Origin of the sequence: Pseudomonas sp. TSRC2-2, from assembly GCF_049897785.1 — a bacterium.
GTDB lineage: Bacteria > Pseudomonadota > Gammaproteobacteria > Pseudomonadales > Pseudomonadaceae > Aquipseudomonas.
This window is the reverse complement of the sequence record NZ_JAFCWZ010000007.1, coordinates 73,714-97,669: the sequence shown is the minus strand read 5'-3', so window position 1 is coordinate 97,669 and position 23,956 is coordinate 73,714. Positions and strand designations below refer to the sequence as shown.

The following is a 23,956-nucleotide window of genomic DNA, read 5'->3' as shown; positions in this document are numbered from 1 at the left end:
GCTCCTTGAAAGCTCGATCAGAAGTCGTAGCGACCGGTAACGCCGAGGGTCCGTGGCGTGCCGAGCAGGCCTTCATAGCCGCCGTTGCCGCCGGTCCACAGGGTCGTGTAGTAGGTTTTGTCGAAGGCGTTTTTCAGCCACAGCGAGACATCCCACTGGCCCTGATTGAAATCGCCGCGCAGGCCAGTGGAGAGGTTGACCACCGCGTAACTGGGGATCTGCCCGTAGTCGGAATCCTCGACCGTGCCCACCGCTTTGGAGCGGAACGCATAGCTGCCGGTGACGTAGGGTTCTAAGCCGTTGTCCAGATTCCATTTGTATTCGCCGTTGGCGTTGCCGATCCATTTCGACGCGCCGACCACTTGATGGCCGCTGAGATCGCATGAGGCCGGCGCGCCCGGGGCCTGACTGACTTCCGGCGGGCACGGCGCATCTTTGTAAGAGAGGTAGCTGACATCGTTGTACGAGCCGTTGAAGTTCAGCGTCAGGCCACGCAACGGCACCACGGTGCTTTCGAACTCGATGCCGCGCGAGCGCACCGAACCGGCGTTGGTCAGGTATTGCACGCGGTTGGCGGCGTCATAGGCGTTGGTCTGGTAAGCGTTGACCTGGGTCCAGAACACGTTGGCGTTAAGTTGCAGACGGTGATCCCACAGGGTGCTTTTGAATCCGAGTTCGGCGTTGTTGGCGCGCTCGGTGCCGATCAATAGTGAGTCGGCGCCAGCGGTAGGTGCGGAGCCGACCGCAAGGTTGACCCCGCCGGATTTCTCGCCGTGGGACAGCGTGGCGTAACCAAGCACGTCGTCGGTGATGCGATAGCTCAGATTAAGCAGTCCCGAGGGGCTGGAGCTGTACTGATTCAAGTCACCGGAATCGTAAGCGCCGGCACGCCCGCGGCGCGCATTGGCTGCCGCGCCCGCCACCGCTACACCGCCGAGCGGCGCGTTGCGGCTGACCGAGGCGTTTTTCTCTTCGTAGGTGCCACGCACCCCGGCCGTGAAATCCAGGCGATCGCTGAGGTGCCAGGTGCCCTGGGCAAACAGGGCGAAACTGTCGGTCTTGATGTGCCCCTTGCCGACGCTCGTGACATTGGCCAGGCTGCCGGCCGGCGTGCCGTTCCAGATGTCGGCCTGCGGGCCGTAATAGGCAAAGGATTTGTTGTCCAGATCCGAGCCGAAATAGTAGGCGCCGACCACGTAATCGAAGAACTCACCCTTGGGCGAGGCCAGGCGAAATTCCTGCGAATACTGTTTGTCTTCCACCGACACGCCAGCGTTGTAACTGGCCGGCACGTTGAGGCCATCGTCGTTGCGCGGGGTGAAATTCCAGAAACGATAAGAGGTGACCGACGTCAGGGTGAAGTCGCTCGGCAAGGTCCAGTTGGCTTCCACCGACGTGCCGCCCTGATGCACGGTGACGTGCTGGTCGTTGTCGAGATTGACCTTGCGGTGCCGACCGTTGACCAGCGTCGCACCGGCCGCGCTGGCCCGAGATTCATACAGGTTGACGCCGTTGATGGTCGGCCCGGTGTTGTAAAGCACGCGGGTGCCGGCGCTGGAATCTTCTTCGTTGTAATCACCGATCCAGCGCAGGTTGAAATCTTCATTGGGCTTGAACAGCAGCTGCGCGCGAAAGCCCTCGCGGGAGCCGCCGTTGAGGTCGTGGCCGTCGTATTCGTTCTTGATGTCGCCGTCACTGCGCGTGCGATACGCGGAAAAGCGCCCAGCCAGTTGATCATTGAGCGGCCCGGAGATCGTGCCCTTCGTCTGGAAATAACCGTCCTCGCCGACCGAGGTTTCGATGCTGCGCTCGGGCGTGAAACTGGGCGCGCGGGTGCTGATGTTGATGACCCCGGCAGTGGTGTTCTTGCCGAACAGGGTGCCCTGCGGCCCGCGCAGAACTTCGAGCTGTTCGATGTCCATCAGATCGAACACCGCCATCCCCGGACGGCCTAGATAGACGTTATCAATGTACAGGCCAACGCTGCCTTCCAGCCCATCACTGGCCGGGTTGTTGCCCAGGCCGCGGATCGACACGCTGGACTGGCGCGCATGCATGTAGGCGACGTTGACGCTGGGCACCAGTTGCTGCAAATCCTGAATTCGGTAGACCCGTTGCGTCTCCAGATTCTGCCCGCTGACCACACTCATGGGCGTCGGCACATCTTGCGAGCTTTCTTCGCGGCGGCGGGTGGTAACGGTCACCGTTTCCAGCTGCGAACCGTTGGCCGCCGCTGTGCCTGCCGGGACCGGTGGCGGGGTTTCGGCTTCTGCAGCATAACCGTGAGTCCAGCTGGCGCTGCCCGCCAGTAACAGCGCCAAAGGCAGGCGTTTGAGCCGTCGGGGGGATAGGGGTAACGCGAGATTCAACGGACTCATGACGCGGCTCCTGGTCAAAAAACACACAGACATTTTCAACGCTGCATATTCTTTTCAGTTATTTATTTATGGATTTACAAATATTTACTGCATAAGAGATTGCCTTTATAAGGAGTCGACCTAATGCATATCCAATGCATTTCCCGGATATTTTTTATGTGAAAAATGCATATCGACTTGCGCCAACTGCGTCACTTCATCGCTCTGGTTGAGCAACGCAGCTTCGTCGCCGGCGCGCAGGCAGTGAACCTGTCGCAGTCGGCTTTCAGCCGCAGCATTCAGGCGCTGGAACACAGCGTCGGCTGCCAATTGGTCGACCGTGGACGCAAGGAATTGCCGCCGACCAAACAGGGCCAGGTGCTGCTCGAACATGCGCGGCGGCTGGTCAGCGGTGCGCAGCAGATGGCCAACGAGATCAGCCAGTTCAACGGCCTCGAAGCCGGGGAGTTGCGCTTTGGCTGCGGGCCGGCTCCGGCGGCCGGATTGATTCCGCGCGCGATCGGCGCGTTCATCGGCCGCTACCCGAAAGCGCGGGTGCAGTTTCAGGTCGATGACTGGCAAAGCCTGAGCAAACGCCTGCTCAGCGAAGAATTCGAATTCTTCGTCGCCGACACCCGGCAATTCGAGGCCGACCCGGATTACCAGACCCACCGCTTACGAGCGCGCAAATGGCATTTCTGCTGCCGCGCCGGGCATCCGCTGACAGCGTTTGAACGCATCACTGCCGAGCAGTTGCTGAGTTATCCACTGGCGGTCAGCATCCGCCCGCCAAACCTGCGCAAGGTCATCGTCGACCTCAGCGGTCGCCCGGATTTCACCCCGAATGTGGAATGCGAAAACGGCTCGAGTCTGTTGAGTGTGGTGCTGCGATCAGAAGCGATCGGGATTGTCGGCGCGTATTCCGATGCGCTGCATCTGGCCAAGGGTGAGCTGGTCTGTTTGAAGATTGAAGGCCTGGCCGATGACCTGGAGGAGCTGTACACCCGCTATGGCATTGTCAGCCGCGCCGGGTATCGGTTGTCGCCCCTGGCCGAAGCGATGATCGAGCAGATCAAGGCGATTGACGCGGTGGATGAGGAGGTGTGTTCGCTGGAGAATTTTGCCGTCTGATCCACCGCTATCGCTTCAGCCAGGCACTGATGCAATCCCTGCATGATCTTCATTCCCCAAATGCACTTGCCGAAAACCCCCACCGACAGCGAAAACCCTCACCTGTCCCACTGACCGGTGAACCCCATGCCCACCCCGCCCAACCCCGTGCGCAATGTGCTGTACATCATGTGCGATCAACTGCGCCGCGATTACTTGTCCTGCTACGGACACCCGCATCTGCACACGCCAAACATTGATCGCCTCGCCGCCGAAGGCGTCCGTTTCAGCCGTGCCTACACCCAAGGCACGATCTGCGGCCCGTCGCGGATGTCGGCCTACACCGGGCGCTATGTCAGCAGCCATCAAGTGGCATGGAACGCCGTGCCGTTGCCGCTGGATGAGCTGACGATTGGCGATTACTTGCGACCTCACGGCATTCGCACCGCGCTGGTCGGCAAGACCCATGCGACGGCAAATGTCGACGCCTTGCAGCGCCTGGCGATCAACCCGCAAAGCGCACAAGCCGAATTGCTCAACGAGGTCGGCTTCGAACCCTATCTGCGCCACGACGGCATCTACCCCGACGACACGCTGTTCGACGACAAGCGCGAATCCGCCCCTTATACCCATTACCTGCGCGAACACGGTTTCGAGGGGCGCAATCCCTGGCATGACTGGGCGAATGCCGCCGAAGGCGAGAACGGGGAAATCCTCAGCGGCTGGAAAATGCGTCATGCGAATTTGCCAGCACGAATTCCCGAGCAACACTCAGAGACTGTCTACACTACAAATCGCGCCATCGACTTCATCGCTGAGCAAGGCGAGAAATCCTGGTGTTTACACCTCTCGTACATCAAACCCCACTGGCCGTACATCGTACCGGCGCCATACCACGCCTTGTACAGTACGAAATCGATCCTGCAGCCAGTCCGCGCGGCGCCCTCCAAAGCCAGCAAACACCCCGTATACACTGCCTTTTGTCAGCATGAGGAAAGCCTCAACTTTTCCCGCGATTCAGTACGATTAAATGTAATCCCCACTTACATGGGCCTGATCAAGCAAGTGGATGATCAGTTGGGGCGGCTGTTCGATTTTCTGCAGAGCAATGGGCGCTGGGACGACACGCTGATCGTGTTCACCAGCGATCACGGCGATTTCCTTGGCGATCACTGGCTGGGCGAAAAGGAGTTTTTGCTCGAGCAGGCGGTAGGCGTGCCGTTGATTGTTCGCGATCCTCGGGCGGCGGCGGATGTCACTCGCGGCACTGTCGATGATCGGCTGGCGGAAACCATTGATGCGTTGCCAACGTTTATTCAAGCGCTTGGATTACCGAGTGCGGAACATCGACTGGAAGGGCGCTCATTGATCCCGTTGCTACACGGGGAAAATCCCGATTGGCGTCGCTATGCAATCAGCGAATACGACTACGCCTTTCAAGCCCCGGCGCGGCAACGCCTCGGCCAGCCGATCGACCGTTGCCGCATGACCATGGTGCGCAGCGAGCGTTGGAAATACCTGGCGTACGACGGCTTTCGACCGCAGCTGTTTGATCTGCTGAATGACCCGCAGGAGCTGCGCGATCTGGGTGAGGACCCGGCGTACGCGGCGGTGCGCGAGGAGCATGCGGGGTATCTGTTTGAATGGCTGCGCGGATTGAAGCGGCGTACGACGATCAGCCATCAAGAGATCGATTTGCGCGGGCAGCGGTTTCGTTATGGCGAGCCGGAAACCGAGAAGGTCGTTCAGATCGGAGTGTGGTGAAAGCCCTTCGCGAGCAGGCTCGCTCCCACAGGTTCAAGCGATCGTTCCCACGCTCCGCGTGGGAATGCAGCCCACAACGCTCCGCGTCCCAACAGCGAACGCAGAGCGTTCATCGAGGCATTCCCACGCAGAGCGTGGGAACGATCATTCAGACGCCGACGATATCCGGACCTTTGATAGTCTGGCTGCGCTGCCCATTCACCCCCACCGGCACCTCGCCCTTGAGCGTCACGCGGCGCACCACGCGATCCTGGGTGCCGTAATCATCAATCGCGTAATGCTGCGTCGAGCGGTTGTCCCAGATCGCCACATCACCGGCCTGCCAGCGCCAGCGCACAGTGTTTTCCTGGCGGATCACGTGGCTCTGCAGCAAGCCGAACAGGTGTGCCGAATCCGCCTGTGAATAACCTTTGATGCGTTTGACGAAATGCCCCAGCAGCAAGCTCTTTTCGCCGCTGATCGGGTGCACGCGCACCACCGGATGCTCGGTTTCGTAAACGGTCGAGGTGAAGACCTTGCGATAGCGCTCCAGTTTTTCCGCCGAGACGTCCGGCTTCGCACCGGCGTAGTCGTACTCGTTGCTGTGCACGGCGGTGAGTTTGTCGGCCAGTTCACGCAGCTCGCTCGGCAAGCCGCTGTATGCCGTTGCGGTGTTGGCCCACAGCGTATCGCCGCCGAATGCCGGGGCGACCACCGAGCGCAGGATAGAGGCTTTCGGGTAGGCGTCCACGAAGGTTACGTCGGTGTGCCAGGAGTTGGCGCGCTGACCTTCGGCGCCGTCCAGCTCGAGCAGGTAACGGGTGCCTTCGCGCGATGGCACGGTCGGGTGCGCCACCGGTTCGCCAAGCAGATGGGCGAAGGCTTCCTGACGTTGATCGTCGAGCTGCGTCTGCTCGCGAAAGAACAGCACTTTGTATTCGACCAGCGCCTGCTGGATGGCTTCGACCGTGGCGGCGTCCAGCTCACCGGACAGGTGCACGCCGCGGATTTCGGCACCGATACGACCGGCTACCGGGTGAATTTCCAACGCGTGAGAAACGGATTTTACGGCGAGTGCGGCATTGCTCATGGGAAGACCCTCATCGACGGTTTGCGGTTTTGACGGCAGCGAAACAACGCTCTATCTATATTCCATTTATATCTAATAGATATTCACATGCTTCGTTGACGGAATAAGAGCTTGCATTTAAAACCTCAAGCAACCCTCGTCGCAAATGCCTTCGAGCTATTTTTAGGATGCCGGAAAAGCATATGGATCTTCGCCAGTTGCGCTACTTCATCGCCCTCAACGAACACCGCAGTTTTGTCCGCGCGGCCGACGCCATGGGCATCACTCAACCGGCGTTCAGCCGCAGCATTCAGGGGCTGGAGCAGGAATTCGGTTGCGTGTTGGTTGATCGCGGCAACAAGGATCTGCGCCCCACGCCCGAAGGCCAAGTGGTGCTGCAACACGCCCTGAGCCTGGTGCAGGGCGCGGCATTGCTCAGCGCTGAAGTGACACAAATGACCAAGCTCGACGCCGGCGAAGTGCATTTTGGTTGCGGGCCGGCGCCGGCGGTGAAACTGGTGCCGGACGCGGTGGCGCAATTCATCAATGCGCACCCGAAAGTGCGCACCTGTTTTCAGGTGGATAACTGGGAAAAACTCAGCCGCGCGCTGAGTCGCGAAGAGATCGAATTCTTCATCGCCGACATCCGCCATTTCGAGTCCGACCCGAATTTCCAGACGCAACCGCTGACGCCCAAGCGCGGCGTGTTTTTCTGCCGGCCGGGGCATCCGTTGCTGGCCAAGGAAAGCCTGTCGACCAACGACATGTTCGACTATCCGCTGGCCGCGACGCTGATTCCACCGGGCATTCGCAAGCTGCTGGCGAACCTCAGCGGGCGCATCGATTTCTCGCCGACCATCGAAACCGAGCACTTTCCGGCGCTGGTCAAAGTGGTGCTGCAATCCAACGCGATCGGCGTCGGCACGGAGGAGGCGTTTGTCGAGGATGTCGCCAAGGGTTCGCTGGTGCTGTTGCATTGGCGCAACCTGCCGCAGAACCTCGAAAGCATGAACGCGCGCTGCGGCATCGTCAGCCGCACCGGATTCCGCTTGTCGCCAGCGGCGAGGGCAATGATCGAGACGCTGGTGGCGTTGGATCGGCAGGACGTCAGCGTCGCTGTCTGAAAAACCTTTGGCAGACGCCGATCGTTCCCACGCTCTGCGTGGGAATGAATCCCGTGACGCTCTGCGTCACAAAGGACGCGGAGCGTCCTCGGCTGCATTCCCACGCGGAGCGTGGGAACGATCTGGAAGCTAAAGCCTGGCTGCAGAAAGTTCAGGCGCCACCCAATCGCTGACCTTGAACGGTTTGCGAATGAGCTTCTGCTGCGCCGCCAGGTCGACCTTGTCCTGCAGGCCGCTCAAGAACACCGGATCCAGCGTCGACGGGAAAATCTCGCTCAAATTCTGATCCTTCAGATCCTGAGCCAGGATTACCGGCGGATAACTGGCCAGCCCTGATACCAGCTGTACATAGGCGTCCTTGTTGCTCTCCTGAGTCAGCCATTCGACCGCTTGCTGCTGCGCCTTGAGCAGTTTCGCAATGACCTCAGGATGGGCGTCGACAAATTCGCCATTACCCAGCAACACCGCCTGCACGCTGCCAGCGCCGCCGAGGTCTTTGGTGTTGAGCGGCAATTCCGCCAGGCCTTTGGCTTGCAACGCACTCAGCGCGGAGCTGCCCCACGAGGCATCGATCTGCTTGGCCGCGAGTGCCGAGACCGCCGCGTTGAAATCCAGATTGATGACCTTCACGTCCTTCTCGCTGAGGCCCTGACTGGCAAGCGCCGCATCGAACGACAGCTGCGTCGCCGTACCGCGGAAGATCGCCACGCGTTTGCCTTTGAGATCCTGGAGGGTTTTGATCCCCGAGCCCGGCACAACGCCCAGGTATTGCTTGACCCCGCGCGCCGTGGCGCTGAGCAGGCGCGTGTCCAGACCATTGGATTTGCCGATGATCGCGGCGAGGTCGCCGAGATAGGCCAGATCGACCTGGCCATTGGCAAACGCCTCATTGATCACCGGCCCGGCGCCCTTGAAGAAACTCCACTGGATCTTGATGCCCTGCTCGGCGAAGGCCTTTTCAAAGATCTGCTGATCGCGCAGCACATCGACAATGCCGCCGCCACTGTGTTGGGTGCCGGCGCTGAGGTCGGGCACGGCGATGCGGATTTCCTTGAGCTCCTCGGCCTGGGCGCTGAGCGCGAGAAAGCCTGCAAGCGCCGGGGCGGTCAGCAGGCGGATGATTCGTTTGAAAGGGAGGTTCATGGGTGCGGCTCCTTGATCGCTGAGGAGGCGAAAGTAGGCTGAATGCGCACCTTCACTTAAATACTATAAATGCACATTTTTATATCTTTATGAGCTAAGCGACGATGTGAGCGGCTTGCAGCGGGATATGCATTAACAGCATCGAAAATATTCTTCGAATGCATTGGATGCGTTAAGGGCTGCAAGCCTTAAATGGCTTCGCTTATTCCCAAATTGATATTTATTATTTTCCCTTATAACTGTTTTAACGTGGCTAATACCGCTAAAGATCACCGCCTTCGGCAGCCCCTACAGGCGGAATGCGATCTTCTCTCTTGACTCGATCTTGATCCAACCCGACAACGGAGGTCACCCATGGCCCGTCAATCCCTGCTCCGTCTGCCGCTGGCCGCGCCGCCGCTGAAAAGCCGTCGCACCTGGCCCAGTCTGAATCAACGCCTGTTGCCCTGGCTGCTGCCCGTCAGCCTGTTCGTCCTGTGGTGGCTGGCCGCGCGCAATCAGTGGATGAGCGAGCAGATCCTGCCGGCGCCATCGCTGGTGTGGAGCAGCGCTGTGGAACTGGCGCATGGCGAGCTGTGGAGCCATTTGTGGATCAGCCTGCAACGGCTGTTCTGGGGTTTGCTTGCAGGCGTTTCGACCGGCGCGGTGCTCGGCGCCGCGCTGGGTTTCAGCCAACGTCTGGAGCGCCTGGTTTTTCCGACATTTGCTGGATTGGCGCAGGTGCCGACGCTGGCGTGGATTCCGCTGTTCATGGTGTTTTTCGGCATCGGTGAAGTGCTGAAACTGGTGGTGCTGATCAAGGCCATCGTGGTGCCGGTGACTTTGCACACACTGGTCGGCGTGCGCGATGCACAACCGAAACTGCGCGAAGCCGCCGCCGTATTGCGCCTGCCGCCGCGTCTGCTGATTCGTCGCCTGGTGCTTCCCGCTGCGCTGCCGGCGTTCATGGCCGGCGTGCGCCTGGCACTCGCCGCCGGCTGGACCTCATTGCTGGCGGTCGAGCTGCTGGCCTCCAGTGAAGGCATCGGCTATCTGATGGTCTGGGCGCGGCAGTTGTTCATGCTCGACATCGTGTTCGTGTGCATTGTGGTCATCGGTCTGATCGGCGTGGCGATGGATCGCGGCATCGGTCTGCTCGACCGCAAACTGGTGCACTGGCCGCACCCGGCCACTGCACACATCACACGCGGCCCGCGCTACCAAGGCTGGCAACGCCTGCAACCGTGGTTGCTGCCGCTGGGCTTGTTGGCGCTTTGGCAGATGGCCAATGATCAGCAGTGGATCGACGCGAATATTCTGGTCAGCCCGGCGGCTGTGCTGAGCACGGCATGGGACGGACTGCTCGACGGCACGCTGGTCAACGGCATGGCGCTGAGCCTTAGCCGCACCCTCGGCGGCTTGCTGATCGGTGGCGGCCTCGGTTTCGCCTTGGGCTTGCTCCTCGGCCTGTCGCGTTTCAGCGAACGGTTGGTCGGCCCGACACTCGCCGCACTGCGGCAGATTGCGATTTTCGCCTGGGTGCCACTGCTGACCGCGTGGTTCGGCCTCGGAGAACTGGCCAAGTGGGTGTTCGTCGCGCTCGCCGCATTTTTCCCGCTGTTCATCGCCACCCAGCGCAGCGTCGTCAACCTCTCGCCGCAACTCAACGAGGCCGCCCAGGTGCTGCGCCTGAGCCTCGGCCAGCGTCTGCGCCGACTGGTGCTGCCCGGCGCTGCGCCGGGAATTTTCGCCGGGCTGCGATTGAGCCTGATCTACGCCTGGCTGGGCACCATCGGCGCTGAATATTTCATGCCGTCCAATGGCGGCATCGGCAGCCAGATGATCGGCGCGCAACAGTTGCTGCGCATGGATCTGATCATGGCCGGCATGCTGCTGGTCGGCCTCACCGGCGCCCTGCTCAACCTGATCGGCCAACGCCTGGAAATTCGCGCGACCCGCTGGAGACACGCATGAACGCACCGATTGTCAGCTTTAACCACGTAGGCAAATCCTTCGCCGTCAACGGTTTCGAACTGGAGGCAATTCGCGAATTCAACCTGGACATCGCCGAGGGCGAATTCGTCGCCATCGTCGGCTCCAGCGGCTGCGGCAAATCCACTTTGCTGCGTCTGCTGGTCGGCCTCGACACCGAGTTTCGCGGACAGATCAGTGTCGATGGCAAGGCCGTCAGCGGCATCGGCGGCGAGCGCGGCATCGTCTTTCAGGAACATCGTCTGTTTCCGTGGCTGACGGTCGCCGACAACATCGGCTTGGGCCTGGTCAATGAGCCGCTGAGCACAGCGCAGAAACAACAACGCATCACAGACTTTATCGAGCTGGTCGGCCTCAGCGATTTCACCGCAGCCTATCCGCATCAACTCTCCGGCGGCATGGCGCAGCGCGTGGCGATAGCGCGCGGCCTCGTCGCCAGCCCGCGGATCCTGTTGCTCGATGAACCCTTCGGCGCCCTCGACGCACTGACCCGCCAGCAAATGCAGGACGAGCTGCTGGCGATCCGCGAGCGGGCACAGATCACCACGATTCTGGTGACCCACGATGTCGAGGAAGCGATTTTTCTGGCCGACCGCGTGGTGGTGATGGAGCCGCGTCCGGGGCGGATCAAGCAAGTGGTCGACATCGCCCTGCCGCACCCGCGCCAGCGCAGCAGTTACGACTTTCATCAGCTGCGCGAAGAACTGCTGCACGAGCTGACCAGTGATGACCATTACCAACCGAGCGCACCGGTGCAGATCCGCGATCTGCCGCTGACGTTCATTGCCTGCTGAACAGGAGTTTCGCGATGCCGCAACGTCCCAACTTTCTAGTGATTCTGGCCGACGACCTAGGCTTTTCCGACATCGGTGCGTTCGGCGGCGAAATCGCTACGCCGAACCTCGATGCGCTGGCCGAGAACGGCCTGCGCCTGACCGATTTCCACACCGCACCGACCTGCTCGCCGACGCGCTCGATGCTGCTGACCGGCACCGATCACCACATCGCCGGCATCGGCACCATGGCCGAAGCGTTGACCCCGGAACTGATCGGCAAACCCGGTTACGAGGGCTACCTCAACGACCGCGTCGTCGCGCTGCCTGAGCTGCTGCGTGAGGCTGGTTACCAAACTTTGATGAGTGGTAAATGGCATCTCGGTCTTAAGGCCGAACTGGCGCCCCATGCGCGCGGTTTCGAGCGCTCGTTTTCACTGTTGCCGGGCGCTGCCAACCACTATGGTTTCGAGCCGACCTACGATGAGCAAACGCCGGGCCTGCTGAAATCCACCCCGGCGCTGTACATCGAGGACGATCAGTTTGTTGACGAGTTGCCGAAGGATTTCTATTCCTCCGATGCCTTCGGCGACAAGCTGCTGCAGTACCTCAAGGAGCGCGATCAGACCCGGCCGTTCTTTGCCTATCTGCCCTTCTCCGCGCCGCACTGGCCGCTGCAGGCACCGGCCGAGATCGTCGCGAAATACCGCGGCCGCTATGACGCTGGCCCGCAAGTGCTGCGCCTCGAGCGCCTTGAAAAACTCAAGGCACTGGGCCTGATCGAAGCGGACGTCGAACCGCATCCACTCATACAACTCAGCACACAATGGGACGCGTTGAGCAATGAACAAAAGCAGATTTCCGCACGCGCCATGGAAGTCTACGCGGCGATGGTCGAGCGCATGGACTGGAACATCGGCCGGGTCATCGATTACCTGCGCCAGCAAGGCCAGCTCGACAACACGTTCATCCTGTTCATGTCCGACAACGGGGCCGAAGGCGCGCTGCTGGAAGCGTTCCCCAAGTTCGGCCCGGAGCTGATGACCTACCTCAACCAGCATTACGACAACAGCCTCGACAACATCGGCCGGGCCAATTCCTACGTCTGGTACGGGCCGAACTGGGCGCAAGTGGCAACCGCGCCGTCACGCTTGTTCAAGGCTTTCACCACCGAGGGCGGGATTCGCGTGCCGGCGCTGCTGCACTATCCGCAACTGCCACTCAAAGGGCAGATCAGCCATGGTTTCGGCACGGTGATGGACATTACCCCGACCATTCTCGATCTGGCTGGCGTGCGGCATCCGGGCAAACAGTGGAAAGGCAAAGCGGTGGCGCCACTGCGCGGCAAGTCGTGGCTGGGCTTTTTGTCCGGCGAGACCGCGCAGGTGCATGACGAACACACGGTGACCGGTTGGGAGTTGTTCGGCCGACGGGCGATTCGCCAGGGCTCGTGGAAGGCCGTGTGGATTCCCGGGCCTGTCGGGCCGGCGACCTGGCAGCTCTATGATCTGGCTAGCGATCCGGGGGAGATTCATGATCTGGCGTTGAGTCAGCCGCTGAAACTCACTGATCTGATCGGGCATTGGCAGCGCTATGTCGAGGAGACCGGAGTGATCCTCAGTGCTTCGCCGTTTCAGCCGGATTGACGTTGCCTGATCTGACGCCTTCGCGAGCAAGCCCGCTCCCACAGGGGATTTGTGTCGATCACAGATCCAATGTGGGCTTGCTCGCGAAGAGGCGCTTGAAAACAACCCATCAGGCCTGAGCTGAACGTACCTCTTCGCTCACCATCTCAGCCTGCCGAACAAACCGGTTCGCCCGCCCGAACGTCCCAAAATCATTAAAGCGCACGCCCATCTCGCGCATCACCTTGTGTGCCACCGGCACGGTCATCTGGCGAATGTAGAACGGCTCCTTGACCACGAAATGATGAATCCCGTGACTGCTGCCGAAGTTGAAGCAGAACGCCTGCAACGGCCACAGCCACCAAGGGTTCAGCACCTGGCATTGCTGCAGCACATTGCCCGGTTCGACGTCACCGTAGTAATGCATGTTCGAGCTGATGAAGTGCAGGCAAAAAGTGCGCAATACGTTGGGGCCGATGATCACCACGGCGGCGATATCGATCACCTGCATCACCGAGAGCGTGGTGGCCGACCACTCGATGGGCGAGCCGAGCAAATGCGCGATGCCGTTGGCCGCGTGAAAGCCGAGAAATACATACCACGCGCCCCAGTGCAGCAGCGCCAGCGGTGCGTAGACCTTGAGCACGCGTTTGCCGATGCTCAGCTTGTGCGCCCAGGTCTTGGCGCGGAGCAGGCGGATGAACGCCGACATCACGTTGTCGCCCACCATCAACAGTCGCGCAAAACCCCACGGCTCGCCGTTGGCGATCGCGCGCTCTTCCATGTCGGCTTCGGTGCCGGACACTTTGTGATGGTTGAGGTGCAGATGCCGACGGATCCAGGGATTGATCGTGCTCGGCCGCGCCAGCCAGACCAGGGCCATCATCAGGTTGTGCGGCACGCGCTGTTTGCGGAAGTACATGCTGTGGATCAGGTCATGTTCCAGCTCATGGGTCAGCGAGGCGAAAAACGCATTGAGCAGCAGGCACACCCACCAAGCCATATGGCCGGTGATGTACAGCGCCGCCGAGCCGATCATTCCGGCCAGCGCGAACGCCAGAATCCCCGTGCCCAGAGCATCCTGATGCTGAAGAATCGGGTAGCGCTCACGCAATTCCACACCTTTGGCCAGCACCACCTGGCGAATATGTGCCGAGCGCTGCGCCGCATTCAGTCGTTCGGGGCTTGCAGAAGTACCGTCCATGCTTCCATCCTCGGGTCTAAGATGAATGCATCGTGCCTCGCCGTGGTTCGATCCGCGCTAGCCAAGAACGCCAACCTGTTGACCGGACGCGCCAATCCGCATGAAGGAACCGACCTCCCTTGCCAGCTGGACCCGCGCCTTGCGCAAACAACTCGACGCGCTGGGGCTGGACAGCTTTGCCTTGTGCCAACAGGCCGGGCTCGACCCGAGCCTGATGGACGACCCCAACGCGCGCTATCCGCTGTCCGGCACCACGCGTTTATGGGCGCTTGCCGTCGAGGCCAGCGGCGACCCGGCGCTGGGCTTGCGCGTGTCGCGTTTTGTCAGCCCGACTACCTTCCACGCGCTCGGTTATGCGCTGGTAGCCAGCGGCAGTTTGCGCGAGGTGTTCGAGCGCATCGTGCGTTATCACCCGGTGGTCAGCGATGCGCTGGAACTGGAGCTGAGCCGCCACGAAGACCGCTATCAATTCCGCCTGAAAATTCCCCCAGGCAACCCGGCGCCGGCCTTCGAAGCCATCGACGCCTTCGCCGCGATCTATGTGCGCACCTGCCGCAATCGACTCGGCCGTGATTACGCGCCGCTGGCGGTTTATCTGCGCCGCCCTGAACCGACCGATGCCCATCAATGGCACAAAGTCTTTCGCGCATCTGTGCATTTCGGCTGCGCCGAGGATCGCCTGGAATTCGCCCTCGCCGACTTCGATAGCCACCTCGACGACGCCAACCCGGAACTGGCCGAACACAACGAAGCGGTGCTCAAACGCACCCTCGCCCAGCTCAAGCCGCTGACCTGGGAACGCAAAGTGCGCGATGCCATTGAAGAACAATTACCCGAAGGCGAACCGAGCGCCGAACGCATCGCCCAGGCCTTGCACCTGAGCCTGCGCAGCCTGCAACGGCATCTGGCGGATGAAGGTTGCCGCTTCGACACCTTGCTCAACGAAAGCCGCGAAAACCTCGCGCTGCTGCACCTGCGCGACCCGCAATGCTCGTTGAGTGAGGTGAGTTATCTGCTGGGATTCGCCGACACCAGCAGCTTCAGCCGCGCGTTCAAGCGCTGGACGGGTATGACGCCGGGGCAGTTTCGCGATGGGTTGCGTTGAGTAACTCGGCATTTGCCGTGCATCGACTGGCCTCTTCGCGAGCAAGCCCGCTCCCATATTTGAAATGCATTCCCCTGTGGGAGCGGGCTTGCTCGCGAAGGCGTCCTTCAAATCATCAAAAAGCCCAGCTCGAACACGGTGCCGTCAGCATCACTCCTCACCCGCACCTGTCCGCCATGCAACTGCATGATCGACTGCACAATCGCCAGTCCCAACCCACCCGAATCCCCCGGTTCAGCACGCGAAGGATCGACGCGATAAAAGCGGTCGAACAGTTTGCCAAGATGCTCAGGCGCGATGACCGGGCCGTGGTTGTGCACTTGCAGCCAGCACCTATCCGGTTCGTCGCGGCGTTGCAGGCTGATCAGGGTGCCGGGGTCGGCATGGCGGACAGCGTTGGCCAGCAGGTTGCCGAGGGCGCGTTGCAGCAGTTGCTGGTCGGCGAGCAATTTGCCGTGCATGCGGTTTTGCAGCTGAAGTTCGCGATCATCGGCCAGGGCTTCGAAGTAATCGCAGAGCTCGTCGCCAACGTTGCGCAAGTCCAGAGGTTGCAGATTGAGCGCGCGTTCGGCCTGTTCGGCGCGGGCGAGGAACATCAGGTTCTCGGCCATGCGCTTGAGCCGTTCGAACTCTTCCATGTTCGAGGCCAGCACTTCCTGATATTCAGCCGTGCTGCGCGGGTGGTTGAGGGCCTGGCCGTTGCTCGCGAGCAAGGTGTGCAGCGGCGTGCGGATTTCATGGGCGAGGTCGGCAGAGAATTGCGACAGGCGCTGCACGCTGTCGTCCAGCCGCACGAGCATGGCGTTGAGCGCGTGCACCGGTTCGCGCAACTCGGTCGGCGTGCCGTCAACCGGCAGGCGTCGATCAAGGCTGCGCAGATCGATACTGCGTACGGCCTCGCTCAACTGATGCAACGGTTGCAGTCCCCGACGCAGCAACAACAGGCCTAGCGCAAAAGCGAGCAACGCGCCGAGGCCGACGGACAAATACAGGCGCAGGCGATAAATGCCGAGCATCTGCTCGCGCTCGCTGAGCACCTTGCCGGCAATCACGGTCAGGGTTTCACCGTTGGGGCCTAGCGCCTGGCCGGACAGCAAGGCCAGTTCGGCACCGTCGTGCGCCTGCCAGGTGAGCACGTCGCGGCGCTGCGGCATTTGCTCTTGCGGTAACGCATCGAGCGCCGGCAACTCACGCTGGCGCGGGTTGATCGCGATCACGCTGGAACCGTCAGCCCGGCGCACCAGCAGCAGGCTGTCGAGGTTGCCGAGCATGTTTTGGTACAGCCGTGGCCGTGCCTGCAAGGCGTCGAGGCTGTCGCTGTCGGCGAGCAAGGCGCGCACTTGCTCGAGACGACCAAGCAGGGCCATGTCGTCCCGAAAGGCCAATTCCGAGGCCAGCGAGCGGTAGAGAAAAACGCCGATTGCGCTCAGCACCAGCGCGCAGACTACGGCGAACGCCAGTGCCAGACGCCAGGCGATCGATTTACTCCACATCGTCCGGCGCTTCCAGTTGATAACCGACGCCGCGCACGGTGTGGATAAGTTTCGGCATGTACGGATCGTCGACCTTGGCGCGCAAACGCCGGACGGCGACCTCGACCATGTTGGTGTCGCTGTCGAAATTCAGGTTCCACACCTGCGAAGCGATCAGCGTGCGCGAAAGCACTTCGCCCTGGCGGCTGGCGAGCAATTGCAGCAGGGCGAACTCCTTGTTGGTCAGGGCGATGCGCTGGCCACCACGACTGACGCGGCGGCGCAGCACGTCGATTTCCAGATCGGCGATGCTGTACGACTCGGCTTCGCGCATCGGCCCGCGTCGCAGCAGTGTGCGCACCCGCGCGAGCAGTTCGGCGAAGGCGAAAGGTTTGAGCAGATAATCATCGGCGCCCAGCTCAAGACCACGGACGCGGTCTTCGATGGCGTCCTTGGCGGTGAGAAACAGCACCGGCGTGGCGCCGCGCTGGCGGATCAGTTGCAGCAATTGCCAGCCGTTGAGGCCCGGCAGCATCACATCGAGGATGATCAGGTCGTATTCCTGCTGCTCGATGAAATAGCGGCCATCGAGACCATTGAGCGCCACATCCACGGCAAAACCCGACTCGCCCAGGCCCTTGGCGAGGAAGTTGGCGGTTTTGGCTTCATCTTCTACGACCAGCAAACGCATGGCACACCTCGATTGATCAGGTACACAGGCTAGGCGTGTTCGGCGCCGTTGCCCATTACAAACTTGTAATCCGCCTGACGGGGTTCTGACGAAGTGCGCCGGTTAAGGTGCAGACCTTCCCAATCGGAGCCTGCACATGACCGTCAAATACCTTGTCGCCAGCCTGATCCTCGGCCTCAGCGGCGCCGCGAGCGCCACGCCAGAACTGCCGCGCCACGCCGATCTCGACCTGAAAACCGCACGCTGGCTGGCCGACAAAGCGATGAGCAGTTGCACCGGCACAGTGTCGGTGCTCGACCATGGCGGCAATCTGCTGGTGACCTTGCGTGGTGACGGCGTCGGCCCGCACAACACCGCCGCCAGCCAGCGCAAGGCCTACACCGCGCTCTCGACCAAGACGCCGACGCGGCTGTTCGCCGAGCGCGCCCGCAGCAACCCGGAAACCGCCAACCTCAACACACTCGATGAATTGCTGTTGCTCGGCGGCGGCATTCCGCTGTTCGCCGGCAGCGAACTGGTCGGCGCCATGGGCGTGGCAGGCTCCGGCGGCGGTGAGCAAGACGAAAACTGCGCTCGCGCCGCCGCCGACAAAGCCGGCCTGACCACCACCCGTTCCACTAAGGAGATCCAACCATGACCACCTTGCGCATGACCCTTGCAGCCCTCGGCCTGAGCGCTGTTTCAAGCCTGGCACTGGCCGCTGGCAACCCGCTGAGCGTGCACGTGCTCAACCTGGAAAACGGCCTGCCGTCACCGGGCATCAACGTCACCCTGGAAAAACACGTCGGTGAAAACTGGCAGCCACTGGCCCAGGGCACCACCAACGAACAGGGGCGAATCGCCGAACTGTTCCCGGCCAAACAGACTTTTGAAGCCGGTGAATACCGCGTGGTGTTCAAGACCGGTGAGTACTACCAGAAGATCAAGCACGAGACGTTCTTCCCGGAAATTCCGGTGATCTTTCAGGTCAAGCAGACCGATCAGCATTACCACATCCCGCTGCTGCTGAGCCCGTACGGTTTCTCGACCTATCGCGGTTCTTGATCTCTACGCCAATCAAATGTGGGGGCTTGCTCGCGAAGGCGCAGTGTCAGTCGACGGACGCGTTTACAGGCACACCGCTTTCGCGAGCAAGCCCGATTCCGCAGTTGATGTGAGGCGTTAGTCAAATCGTGGTCAGTGCACGCAATCGCGCGGCATCGAGGATTTCGATCTCGCCGTACGCCAAACCAATAATCCCCTGCCCCTGCAGATCCTTGAGGATCTGATTGGTTGTCTGCCGCGACAGCGACAACATTGCGGCCAGTTGCTCTTGCGGCAGTTGCAGCACCCGGCGTGGTGCGTCGAGTTCGCCATAGCCTTCGGCGATCATCAGCAAGCGATGGGCCAGACGCGCCGGGGCCGGCAGCAAGCTCAGCTGTTCGAGATTAATAAAGGCCAGGCGCAACTTGTGGCTCATCAGCAACGCCAGATGCCGCCAATACTGCGGCTGTTCGTCGAGCAATTTGAGCAACGCCGCCTGCGCAATATTCAGCAAGGTACACGGCCCGACCGCATAGGCGTCATGGGTACGTGGCTGACTGTCGAACAGGCAGATTTCGCCGAACCAGTGCGGCGCCTCCACCAGGCTCAACAACGCTTCCTTGCCCTGCTCGCTCACCGCGCCAATGCGCACGGCGCCATCGAGCACCGCGTACAGACCGCACGGCGCATCGCCGCGCTGGAACAGCCGTTGCCCCGCCGTCAGCCGCCGCTCCCGGGCCAGCGCCAGCAGGCTATCCTGAAAAGATCCAGGCAGATGACTGAACCACTGGCCGCTGAGCAACCGTGCACGAATTTGCATAACCACTCCTGGAGTGTCGCCTGCCCGACAGAGCGAACGCGGATCCCGAGGGATGATGCATCCAACCCCACTGGAGGAACAACAATGAAAAGCCTCGTCGACCACCTCAGTCAATACGCCACCTATCATCGCGACCCGCGCAACATTGCCAGCCACTTTATCGGCATTCCGCTGATTGTGGTGGCGGTGGCTGTTCTGCTGTCTCGGCCGCAATGGGCGCTGGGCGGGTTGTGGATATCTCCAGCCGTTGTCGTCGCGCTGGCGTCGGCTTGGTTTTACCTGCGCCTCGAGATGAAGTTGGGGGTGTTAATGACCGTGCTCATGGGTTTGTCGGTCTGGGCCGGGCATGTTTTGGCGCAGCAGAGCACCATGGTCTGGCTGAGCAGTGGCCTGGCGATGTTTGTGGTGGGCTGGGTGATCCAGTTTGTCGGGCATCACTATGAAGGACGCAAACCAGCGTTTGTCGATGACATCAGCGGGCTGGTTGTCGGGCCGCTGTTTGTCGTCGCCGAGTTGGCGTTTTTGCTGGGGATGCGGCAGGAATTGAAACAAGAGATCGAGTTGCGGGCGGGGGTGGTGCGGGTCAATCCGAATCGCAAAGCGGCGGCTTAGGCCGCTTGAAAGATCGCAGCCTGCGGCAGCTCCTACATTGGGTTTGGTCGATCACGAAATGTGTGACCAACCGAAACCCCTGTAGGAGCTGCCGCAGGCTGCGATCTTTTGATCTTAGAGGCTGGCGACTTTCTGCCAGACCTTCGGCTTGAAGAACAGGGTTTCACCCTTGGCCAGGCCGATCAGGCTGTCGTGATCCTTCACCACTTCAGCCTCGATCAGATCCGTCTGCCCTTCAACCTTCAGCGTCACTCGGGTAGTCGCGCCCAACGGCCGGATATCACGCACCTCTGCCGCGTGGTGATCTTCCAGTTCATGCCTGGACAACGACACTTCGTGCGGGCGGAACAGCACGTGATTGTCGTCGCTGAGAAGCAAACGATTCGAATCGCCGAGGAAGTGATAAACGAAATCGCTGGCCGGGTTTTCGTAGACGTCGCCCGGTGAGCCAATCTGCTCGATCACGCCTTTGTTCATCACCACGATGCGGTCGGCGACTTCCATCGCTTCTTCCTGGTCGTGGGTCACGAACACCGAAGTCAGGTTGATGTCTTCGTGCAGCCGCGCGAGCCAGCGGCGCAGCTCCTTGCGCACTTTGGCATCGAGGGCGCCGAACGGCTCGTCGAGCAGCAACACCTTCGGCTCCACCGCCAGGGCACGGGCCAGGGCGATGCGCTGACGCTGACCACCGGACAACTGCTCCGGGTAACGATCCGACAACCAGTCCAGTTGCACCATGTTCAGCAGTTCGTGAACCTTGCCTGCAATCTGGCTTTCGCTCGGGCGCTGGTTTTTCGGTTTCATGCGCAGACCGAACGCGACGTTGTCGAACACCGTCATGTGCCGGAACAAGGCGTAGTGCTGAAACACGAAACCGACGTTGCGATCACGCACATCGTGCCCGGAGACGTCTTCACCGTGGAAGACGATGTTGCCCTGATCCGGAGTTTCCAGGCCAGCAATAATACGCAGCAAAGTGGTTTTGCCACAGCCCGAAGGCCCCAGCAGCGCCACCAGCTCACCGCTCTGAATGTCCAGGCTGATGTTGTCCAGCGCCTTGAACGCATTGAAATTCTTGCTGACGTTACGCACTTCGATCGACATGAATTATTCCTCCGCGGCGCTGGCGCGCAGGCGGTTGATACGGTTTTCGCTCCACTGCTTGAGCAGCAGGATGAAGAGCGCCAGGATCAGCAACAGGCTCGCCACGGCGAACGCGGCCACGTGGTTGTATTCGTTGTAGAGGATCTCGACGTGCAGCGGCAAGGTGTTGGTCACCCCGCGAATGTGCCCGGACACCACCGACACCGCACCGAACTCACCCATGGCCCGCGCGGTACACAACACCACGCCATAAATCAGGCCCCACTTGATGTTCGGCACGGTGACGTGCCAGAACATCTGCCAGCCATTGGCGCCGAGCAGGCGCGCCGCTTCTTCTTCCTGCGTGCCTTGTTCCTGCATCAGCGGAATCAGCTCGCGGGCCACAAATGGCACGGTGACGAAAATCGTCGCCAGCACAATGCCCGGCAGGGCGAAGACGATCTGGATGTCGTGATCCTGCAGCCACGGCCCGAACAGACCCTGAGCGCCGAACATCAGCACGTAGACCAGACCGGCGATCACTGGCGACACCGAAAACGGCAGGTCGATCAGTGTCACCAGCATGCTCTTGCCGCGGAACGAGTATTTACTCACGCACCACGCGGCGCTGACGCCGAACACCAGGTTCAGCGGCACCGATATCAGCACCGCAAACACGGTGAGTTTCAATGCCGAAAGCGCGTCCGGTTCAAAAATCGCGGTGAAAAATGCACCAAGGCCATTCTTCAAACCCTGCGATACCACAATGAACAACGGCAGCAGCAGAAACAGGAAAAAGATCAGCCAGCCCAGGCCGATCAGGACTCTGCGCGAAGTCGCACTGCCACGCCGCGCAGCGTTGGCCGCAGAGGCAGCCGCAATAGACGATTGGGACATGTTCGCGCCTCCCTATGGGGTTTCGATGCGCCGCTGCAGCAAGTTGATCAGCAGCAACAGGACAAAGGAAACCACCAGCATCAACACGCCGATGGCCGTGGCGCCGGTGTAATCGTACTGGTCGAGCTTGACCATGATCAGCAGCGGCAGGATCTCGGTTTTCATCGGCATGTTGCCGGCGATGAAAATCACCGAACCGTACTCGCCGACACCTCGGGCGAACGCCAGAGCAAAACCGGTCAGCCAGGCGGGCAGCAGTGCCGGAACCAGAATGTGGCGAAATACTTGCCATGGCTTCGCACCCAGGCACGCCGCCGCTTCTTCGACTTCACGGGGAATGTCGGCCAGCACCGGTTGCACCGTGCGCACCACGAACGGCAGTGTGACGAAGGTCAGCGCCAAAGTGATGCCCAGCGGGGTGTAGGCGATCTTGAAACCCAGGTCAGCGGCAAACTGCCCGACCAGTCCGGCCGGGGCGTACAGCGCAGTCAGTGCGATACCGGCCACGGCGGTGGGCAGCGCGAACGGCAGATCGATCATCGCGTCGATGACCTTGCGCCCCGGGAAGTTGTAGCGCACCAGCACCCAGGCCAGCAGCGTGCCGATGATGCCGTTGATGATCGCCGCGCACAGCGCGGTGCCGAAGCTCAGCTTCAACGCCGCCAGCACCCGCGGTGCGGAAATGATCGTCCAGAACTGATCCCAGGTCAGCTGGGCGGCGTGGACGAACATCGCCGCCAGCGGGATAAGCACAATCAGGCTGAGGTACACCAAGGTGTAACCCAGCGTCAGCCCGAAGCCGGGTATGACGGGGGAGATACGACGCGACATAAAAGTCCCTGGTTGAAAACGCATCAATGTGGGAGCGGGCTTGCTCGCGAATGGGGGTATTCATTCAACATTTACGTCGCCTGACATACCGTCTTCGCGAGCAAGCCCGCTCCCACATGGTTTCGTGCCTGAGCTTCAGGCCCGTTATGGGTCAGATTACTGCGCCTGATAAATCTGGTCGAACACGCCGCCGTCGTTGAAGAATTTCGGCTGCGCGGATTTCCAGCCGCCGAAGTCCTTGTCGATGGTCACCAGTTCCAGTTTCGGGAACTGCTGGGCGTACTTGGCCGCTACGTCCTTGTCACGAGGTCGGTAGAAATTTTTCGCGGCGATTTCCTGGCCGGCCGGGCTGTACAGGTGCTTGAGGTAGGCCTCGGCGATCTGCGCGTTGCCTTTCTTCTCGGCATTCTTGTCGACCACCGCCACGGGTGGTTCGGCAAGAATCGACAGCGACGGCACGACGATGTCGAACTTGTCTGCGCCGCCGTCTTCTTTCAGCGCCAGGAACGCTTCGTTTTCCCAAGCCAGCAACACGTCGCCCTGGCCGTTGTTGACGAAGGTAATGGTCGAACCACGGGCGCCGGTGTCGAGGATCGGCACATGCTTGAACAGGGTTTGCACATATTCCTTGGCCTTGGCTTCATCACCGCCGTTGGCTTTCAGGCCATAGGCCCACGCGGCGAGGAAGTTCCAGCGCGCACCGCCCGACGTTTTCGGGTTCGGCGTGATCACCGAGACGTCGTTCTTGACCAGATCGCCCCAGTCCTTGATGCCTTTCGGGTTGCCCTTGCGCACCAGGAACACGATGGTCGAGGTGTACGGCGTGCTCGCTTGCGGCAGGCGCGTCTGCCAGTCGGCGGGCAGGCTCTTGCCGAGCTTGGCGATTTCGTCGATGTCACCAGCCAGCGCCAGGGTCACCACGTCAGCACGCAGACCGTCGATGACCGCACGACCCTGCTTGCCCGAACCGCCATGGGATTGCTGGATTTTCACCGTGTCGCCGGCATGATCTTTCTGCCAGAACTTGATGAATTCGGCGTTGTATTCCTGATACAGCTCGCGCGTCGGGTCATACGACACGTTGAGCAGTTCGTAATCCTTGGCAACGGCGGAACCGGCAAACACGGCACTGACCAGCGCGGCCAAAGCGTAACGGCGAATCGACGACATGGTGAAAGCTCCTGGAATTCCTGGTGGTGGCTTTTTCTTATGTATTTCGGAAATTGTGGTGCCGTTTTAAAGATCGCAGCCTTCGGCAGCTCCTACACACACAGCCCCCTGCAGGCGCCGCCGAAGGCTCGGG

Annotated in this window: 21 protein-coding genes; 10 read left to right on the top strand and 11 right to left on the bottom strand. The window is 61.0% G+C overall.

The annotated features are described in order from the left end of the window. Positions 1-17: 17 nt before the first annotated feature. Positions 18-2,378 carry a TonB-dependent receptor gene (locus tag ACP7D9_RS15605; protein ID WP_426158431.1) on the bottom strand — a complete coding sequence of 787 codons (2,361 nt, stop codon included), beginning with the start codon at positions 2,376-2,378 and terminating at the stop codon, positions 18-20. A 165-nt stretch (positions 2,379-2,543) separates the two neighbouring features. Here ACP7D9_RS15605 and ACP7D9_RS15600 point away from each other — a divergent pair, with 165 nt between their 5' ends. Continuing rightward, positions 2,544-3,488 (top strand): LysR family transcriptional regulator, encoded by a 945-nt coding sequence (locus tag ACP7D9_RS15600; protein ID WP_426158429.1) that lies wholly within the window; start codon positions 2,544-2,546, stop codon positions 3,486-3,488. Between the two features lie 126 nt (positions 3,489-3,614). Then, positions 3,615-5,231 (top strand): alkaline phosphatase family protein, encoded by a 1,617-nt coding sequence (locus tag ACP7D9_RS15595; RefSeq protein ID WP_426158427.1) that lies wholly within the window; start codon positions 3,615-3,617, stop codon positions 5,229-5,231. Between the two features lie 148 nt (positions 5,232-5,379). Here ACP7D9_RS15595 and ACP7D9_RS15590 read toward each other — a convergent pair whose 3' ends face one another. Beyond that, on the bottom strand, positions 5,380-6,300 hold the full coding sequence (locus ACP7D9_RS15590; protein WP_426158425.1) for a TauD/TfdA dioxygenase family protein: 921 nt from the start codon (positions 6,298-6,300) through the stop codon (positions 5,380-5,382). Between the two features lie 182 nt (positions 6,301-6,482). Here ACP7D9_RS15590 and ACP7D9_RS15585 point away from each other — a divergent pair, with 182 nt between their 5' ends. Beyond that, positions 6,483-7,403, top strand: a complete 921-nt coding sequence (locus tag ACP7D9_RS15585; protein ID WP_426158424.1) for a LysR family transcriptional regulator — start codon at positions 6,483-6,485, stop codon at positions 7,401-7,403. Positions 7,404-7,532: 129 nt separating this feature from the next. Here ACP7D9_RS15585 and ACP7D9_RS15580 read toward each other — a convergent pair whose 3' ends face one another. After that, entirely contained in the window at positions 7,533-8,546 is a 1,014-nt protein-coding gene (locus tag ACP7D9_RS15580) for an ABC transporter substrate-binding protein (RefSeq protein WP_426158422.1), read from the bottom strand. A gap of 354 nt (positions 8,547-8,900) precedes the next feature. On the opposite strand from ACP7D9_RS15580, the gene ACP7D9_RS15575 reads away from it, so the two are divergent. From ACP7D9_RS15575 to ACP7D9_RS15565, 3 genes are read left to right on the top strand one after another with little or no spacing between them, the layout of a single operon-like run. Then, the gene (locus tag ACP7D9_RS15575) at positions 8,901-10,499 is read left to right on the top strand and encodes an ABC transporter permease (protein ID WP_426158420.1); all 1,599 of its coding nucleotides are present in this window, start codon (positions 8,901-8,903) and stop codon (positions 10,497-10,499) included. Further along, complete coding sequence (locus ACP7D9_RS15570) at positions 10,496-11,311, top strand: ABC transporter ATP-binding protein (RefSeq protein ID WP_426158418.1); 816 nt, start codon at positions 10,496-10,498, stop codon at positions 11,309-11,311. The genes ACP7D9_RS15575 and ACP7D9_RS15570 overlap by 4 nt, the downstream gene beginning before the upstream one ends. Positions 11,312-11,325: 14 nt before the next feature. After that, positions 11,326-12,936 (top strand): arylsulfatase, encoded by a 1,611-nt coding sequence (locus tag ACP7D9_RS15565; RefSeq protein ID WP_426158416.1) that lies wholly within the window; start codon positions 11,326-11,328, stop codon positions 12,934-12,936. 109 nt (positions 12,937-13,045) lie between these two features. Here the strand turns inward: ACP7D9_RS15565 and ACP7D9_RS15560 are convergent, their stop codons facing one another. Beyond that, positions 13,046-14,119: a fatty acid desaturase gene (locus tag ACP7D9_RS15560; protein ID WP_426158414.1), complete on the bottom strand. Its 1,074-nt coding sequence runs from the start codon at positions 14,117-14,119 to the stop codon at positions 13,046-13,048. A 100-nt stretch (positions 14,120-14,219) separates the two neighbouring features. On the opposite strand from ACP7D9_RS15560, the gene ACP7D9_RS15555 reads away from it, so the two are divergent. Next, positions 14,220-15,224 carry an AraC family transcriptional regulator ligand-binding domain-containing protein gene (locus tag ACP7D9_RS15555; RefSeq protein WP_426158412.1) on the top strand — a complete coding sequence of 335 codons (1,005 nt, stop codon included), beginning with the start codon at positions 14,220-14,222 and terminating at the stop codon, positions 15,222-15,224. Between the two features lie 107 nt (positions 15,225-15,331). Here the strand turns inward: ACP7D9_RS15555 and ACP7D9_RS15550 are convergent, their stop codons facing one another. Together ACP7D9_RS15550 and ACP7D9_RS15545 are read right to left on the bottom strand one after the other, a co-directional pair. Beyond that, complete coding sequence (locus tag ACP7D9_RS15550) at positions 15,332-16,717, bottom strand: heavy metal sensor histidine kinase (RefSeq protein WP_426158410.1); 1,386 nt, start codon at positions 16,715-16,717, stop codon at positions 15,332-15,334. Further along, a complete protein-coding gene (locus ACP7D9_RS15545) occupies positions 16,707-17,387 on the bottom strand; it encodes a heavy metal response regulator transcription factor (RefSeq protein ID WP_041477440.1) in 681 nt (226 codons plus the stop codon). The genes ACP7D9_RS15550 and ACP7D9_RS15545 overlap by 11 nt, the downstream gene beginning before the upstream one ends. A 136-nt stretch (positions 17,388-17,523) precedes the next feature. Between ACP7D9_RS15545 and ACP7D9_RS15540 the strand changes: the two genes are divergently transcribed. Continuing rightward, entirely contained in the window at positions 17,524-18,024 is a 501-nt protein-coding gene (locus tag ACP7D9_RS15540) for a GlcG/HbpS family heme-binding protein (protein WP_426158408.1), read from the top strand. After that, a complete protein-coding gene (gene uraH, locus ACP7D9_RS15535) occupies positions 18,021-18,431 on the top strand; it encodes a hydroxyisourate hydrolase (RefSeq protein WP_101156981.1) in 411 nt (136 codons plus the stop codon). Before ACP7D9_RS15540 ends, uraH begins: the two co-directional genes overlap by 4 nt. 121 nt (positions 18,432-18,552) lie before the next feature. Here uraH and ACP7D9_RS15530 read toward each other — a convergent pair whose 3' ends face one another. After that, a complete protein-coding gene (locus ACP7D9_RS15530; RefSeq protein ID WP_426158405.1) occupies positions 18,553-19,230 on the bottom strand; it encodes a Crp/Fnr family transcriptional regulator in 678 nt (225 codons plus the stop codon). Between the two features lie 84 nt (positions 19,231-19,314). Here ACP7D9_RS15530 and ACP7D9_RS15525 point away from each other — a divergent pair, with 84 nt between their 5' ends. Further along, complete coding sequence (locus ACP7D9_RS15525; protein ID WP_426158403.1) at positions 19,315-19,842, top strand: DUF962 domain-containing protein; 528 nt, start codon at positions 19,315-19,317, stop codon at positions 19,840-19,842. A gap of 114 nt (positions 19,843-19,956) precedes the next feature. On the opposite strand, the gene ACP7D9_RS15520 is transcribed toward ACP7D9_RS15525, so the two are convergent. From ACP7D9_RS15520 to ACP7D9_RS15505, 4 genes are all read right to left on the bottom strand, one after another. Beyond that, the gene (locus ACP7D9_RS15520) at positions 19,957-20,946 is read right to left on the bottom strand and encodes a sulfate/molybdate ABC transporter ATP-binding protein (protein WP_312998256.1); all 990 of its coding nucleotides are present in this window, start codon (positions 20,944-20,946) and stop codon (positions 19,957-19,959) included. A gap of 3 nt (positions 20,947-20,949) precedes the next feature. Beyond that, positions 20,950-21,822 carry a sulfate ABC transporter permease subunit CysW gene (gene cysW / locus ACP7D9_RS15515; RefSeq protein ID WP_090288166.1) on the bottom strand — a complete coding sequence of 291 codons (873 nt, stop codon included), beginning with the start codon at positions 21,820-21,822 and terminating at the stop codon, positions 20,950-20,952. A gap of 12 nt (positions 21,823-21,834) precedes the next feature. Then, positions 21,835-22,653 carry a sulfate ABC transporter permease subunit CysT gene (gene cysT, locus ACP7D9_RS15510; RefSeq protein ID WP_312998264.1) on the bottom strand — a complete coding sequence of 273 codons (819 nt, stop codon included), beginning with the start codon at positions 22,651-22,653 and terminating at the stop codon, positions 21,835-21,837. Positions 22,654-22,809: 156 nt separating this feature from the next. After that, a complete protein-coding gene (locus ACP7D9_RS15505) occupies positions 22,810-23,823 on the bottom strand; it encodes a sulfate ABC transporter substrate-binding protein (RefSeq protein WP_101156989.1) in 1,014 nt (337 codons plus the stop codon). Positions 23,824-23,956 lie beyond the last annotated feature (133 nt).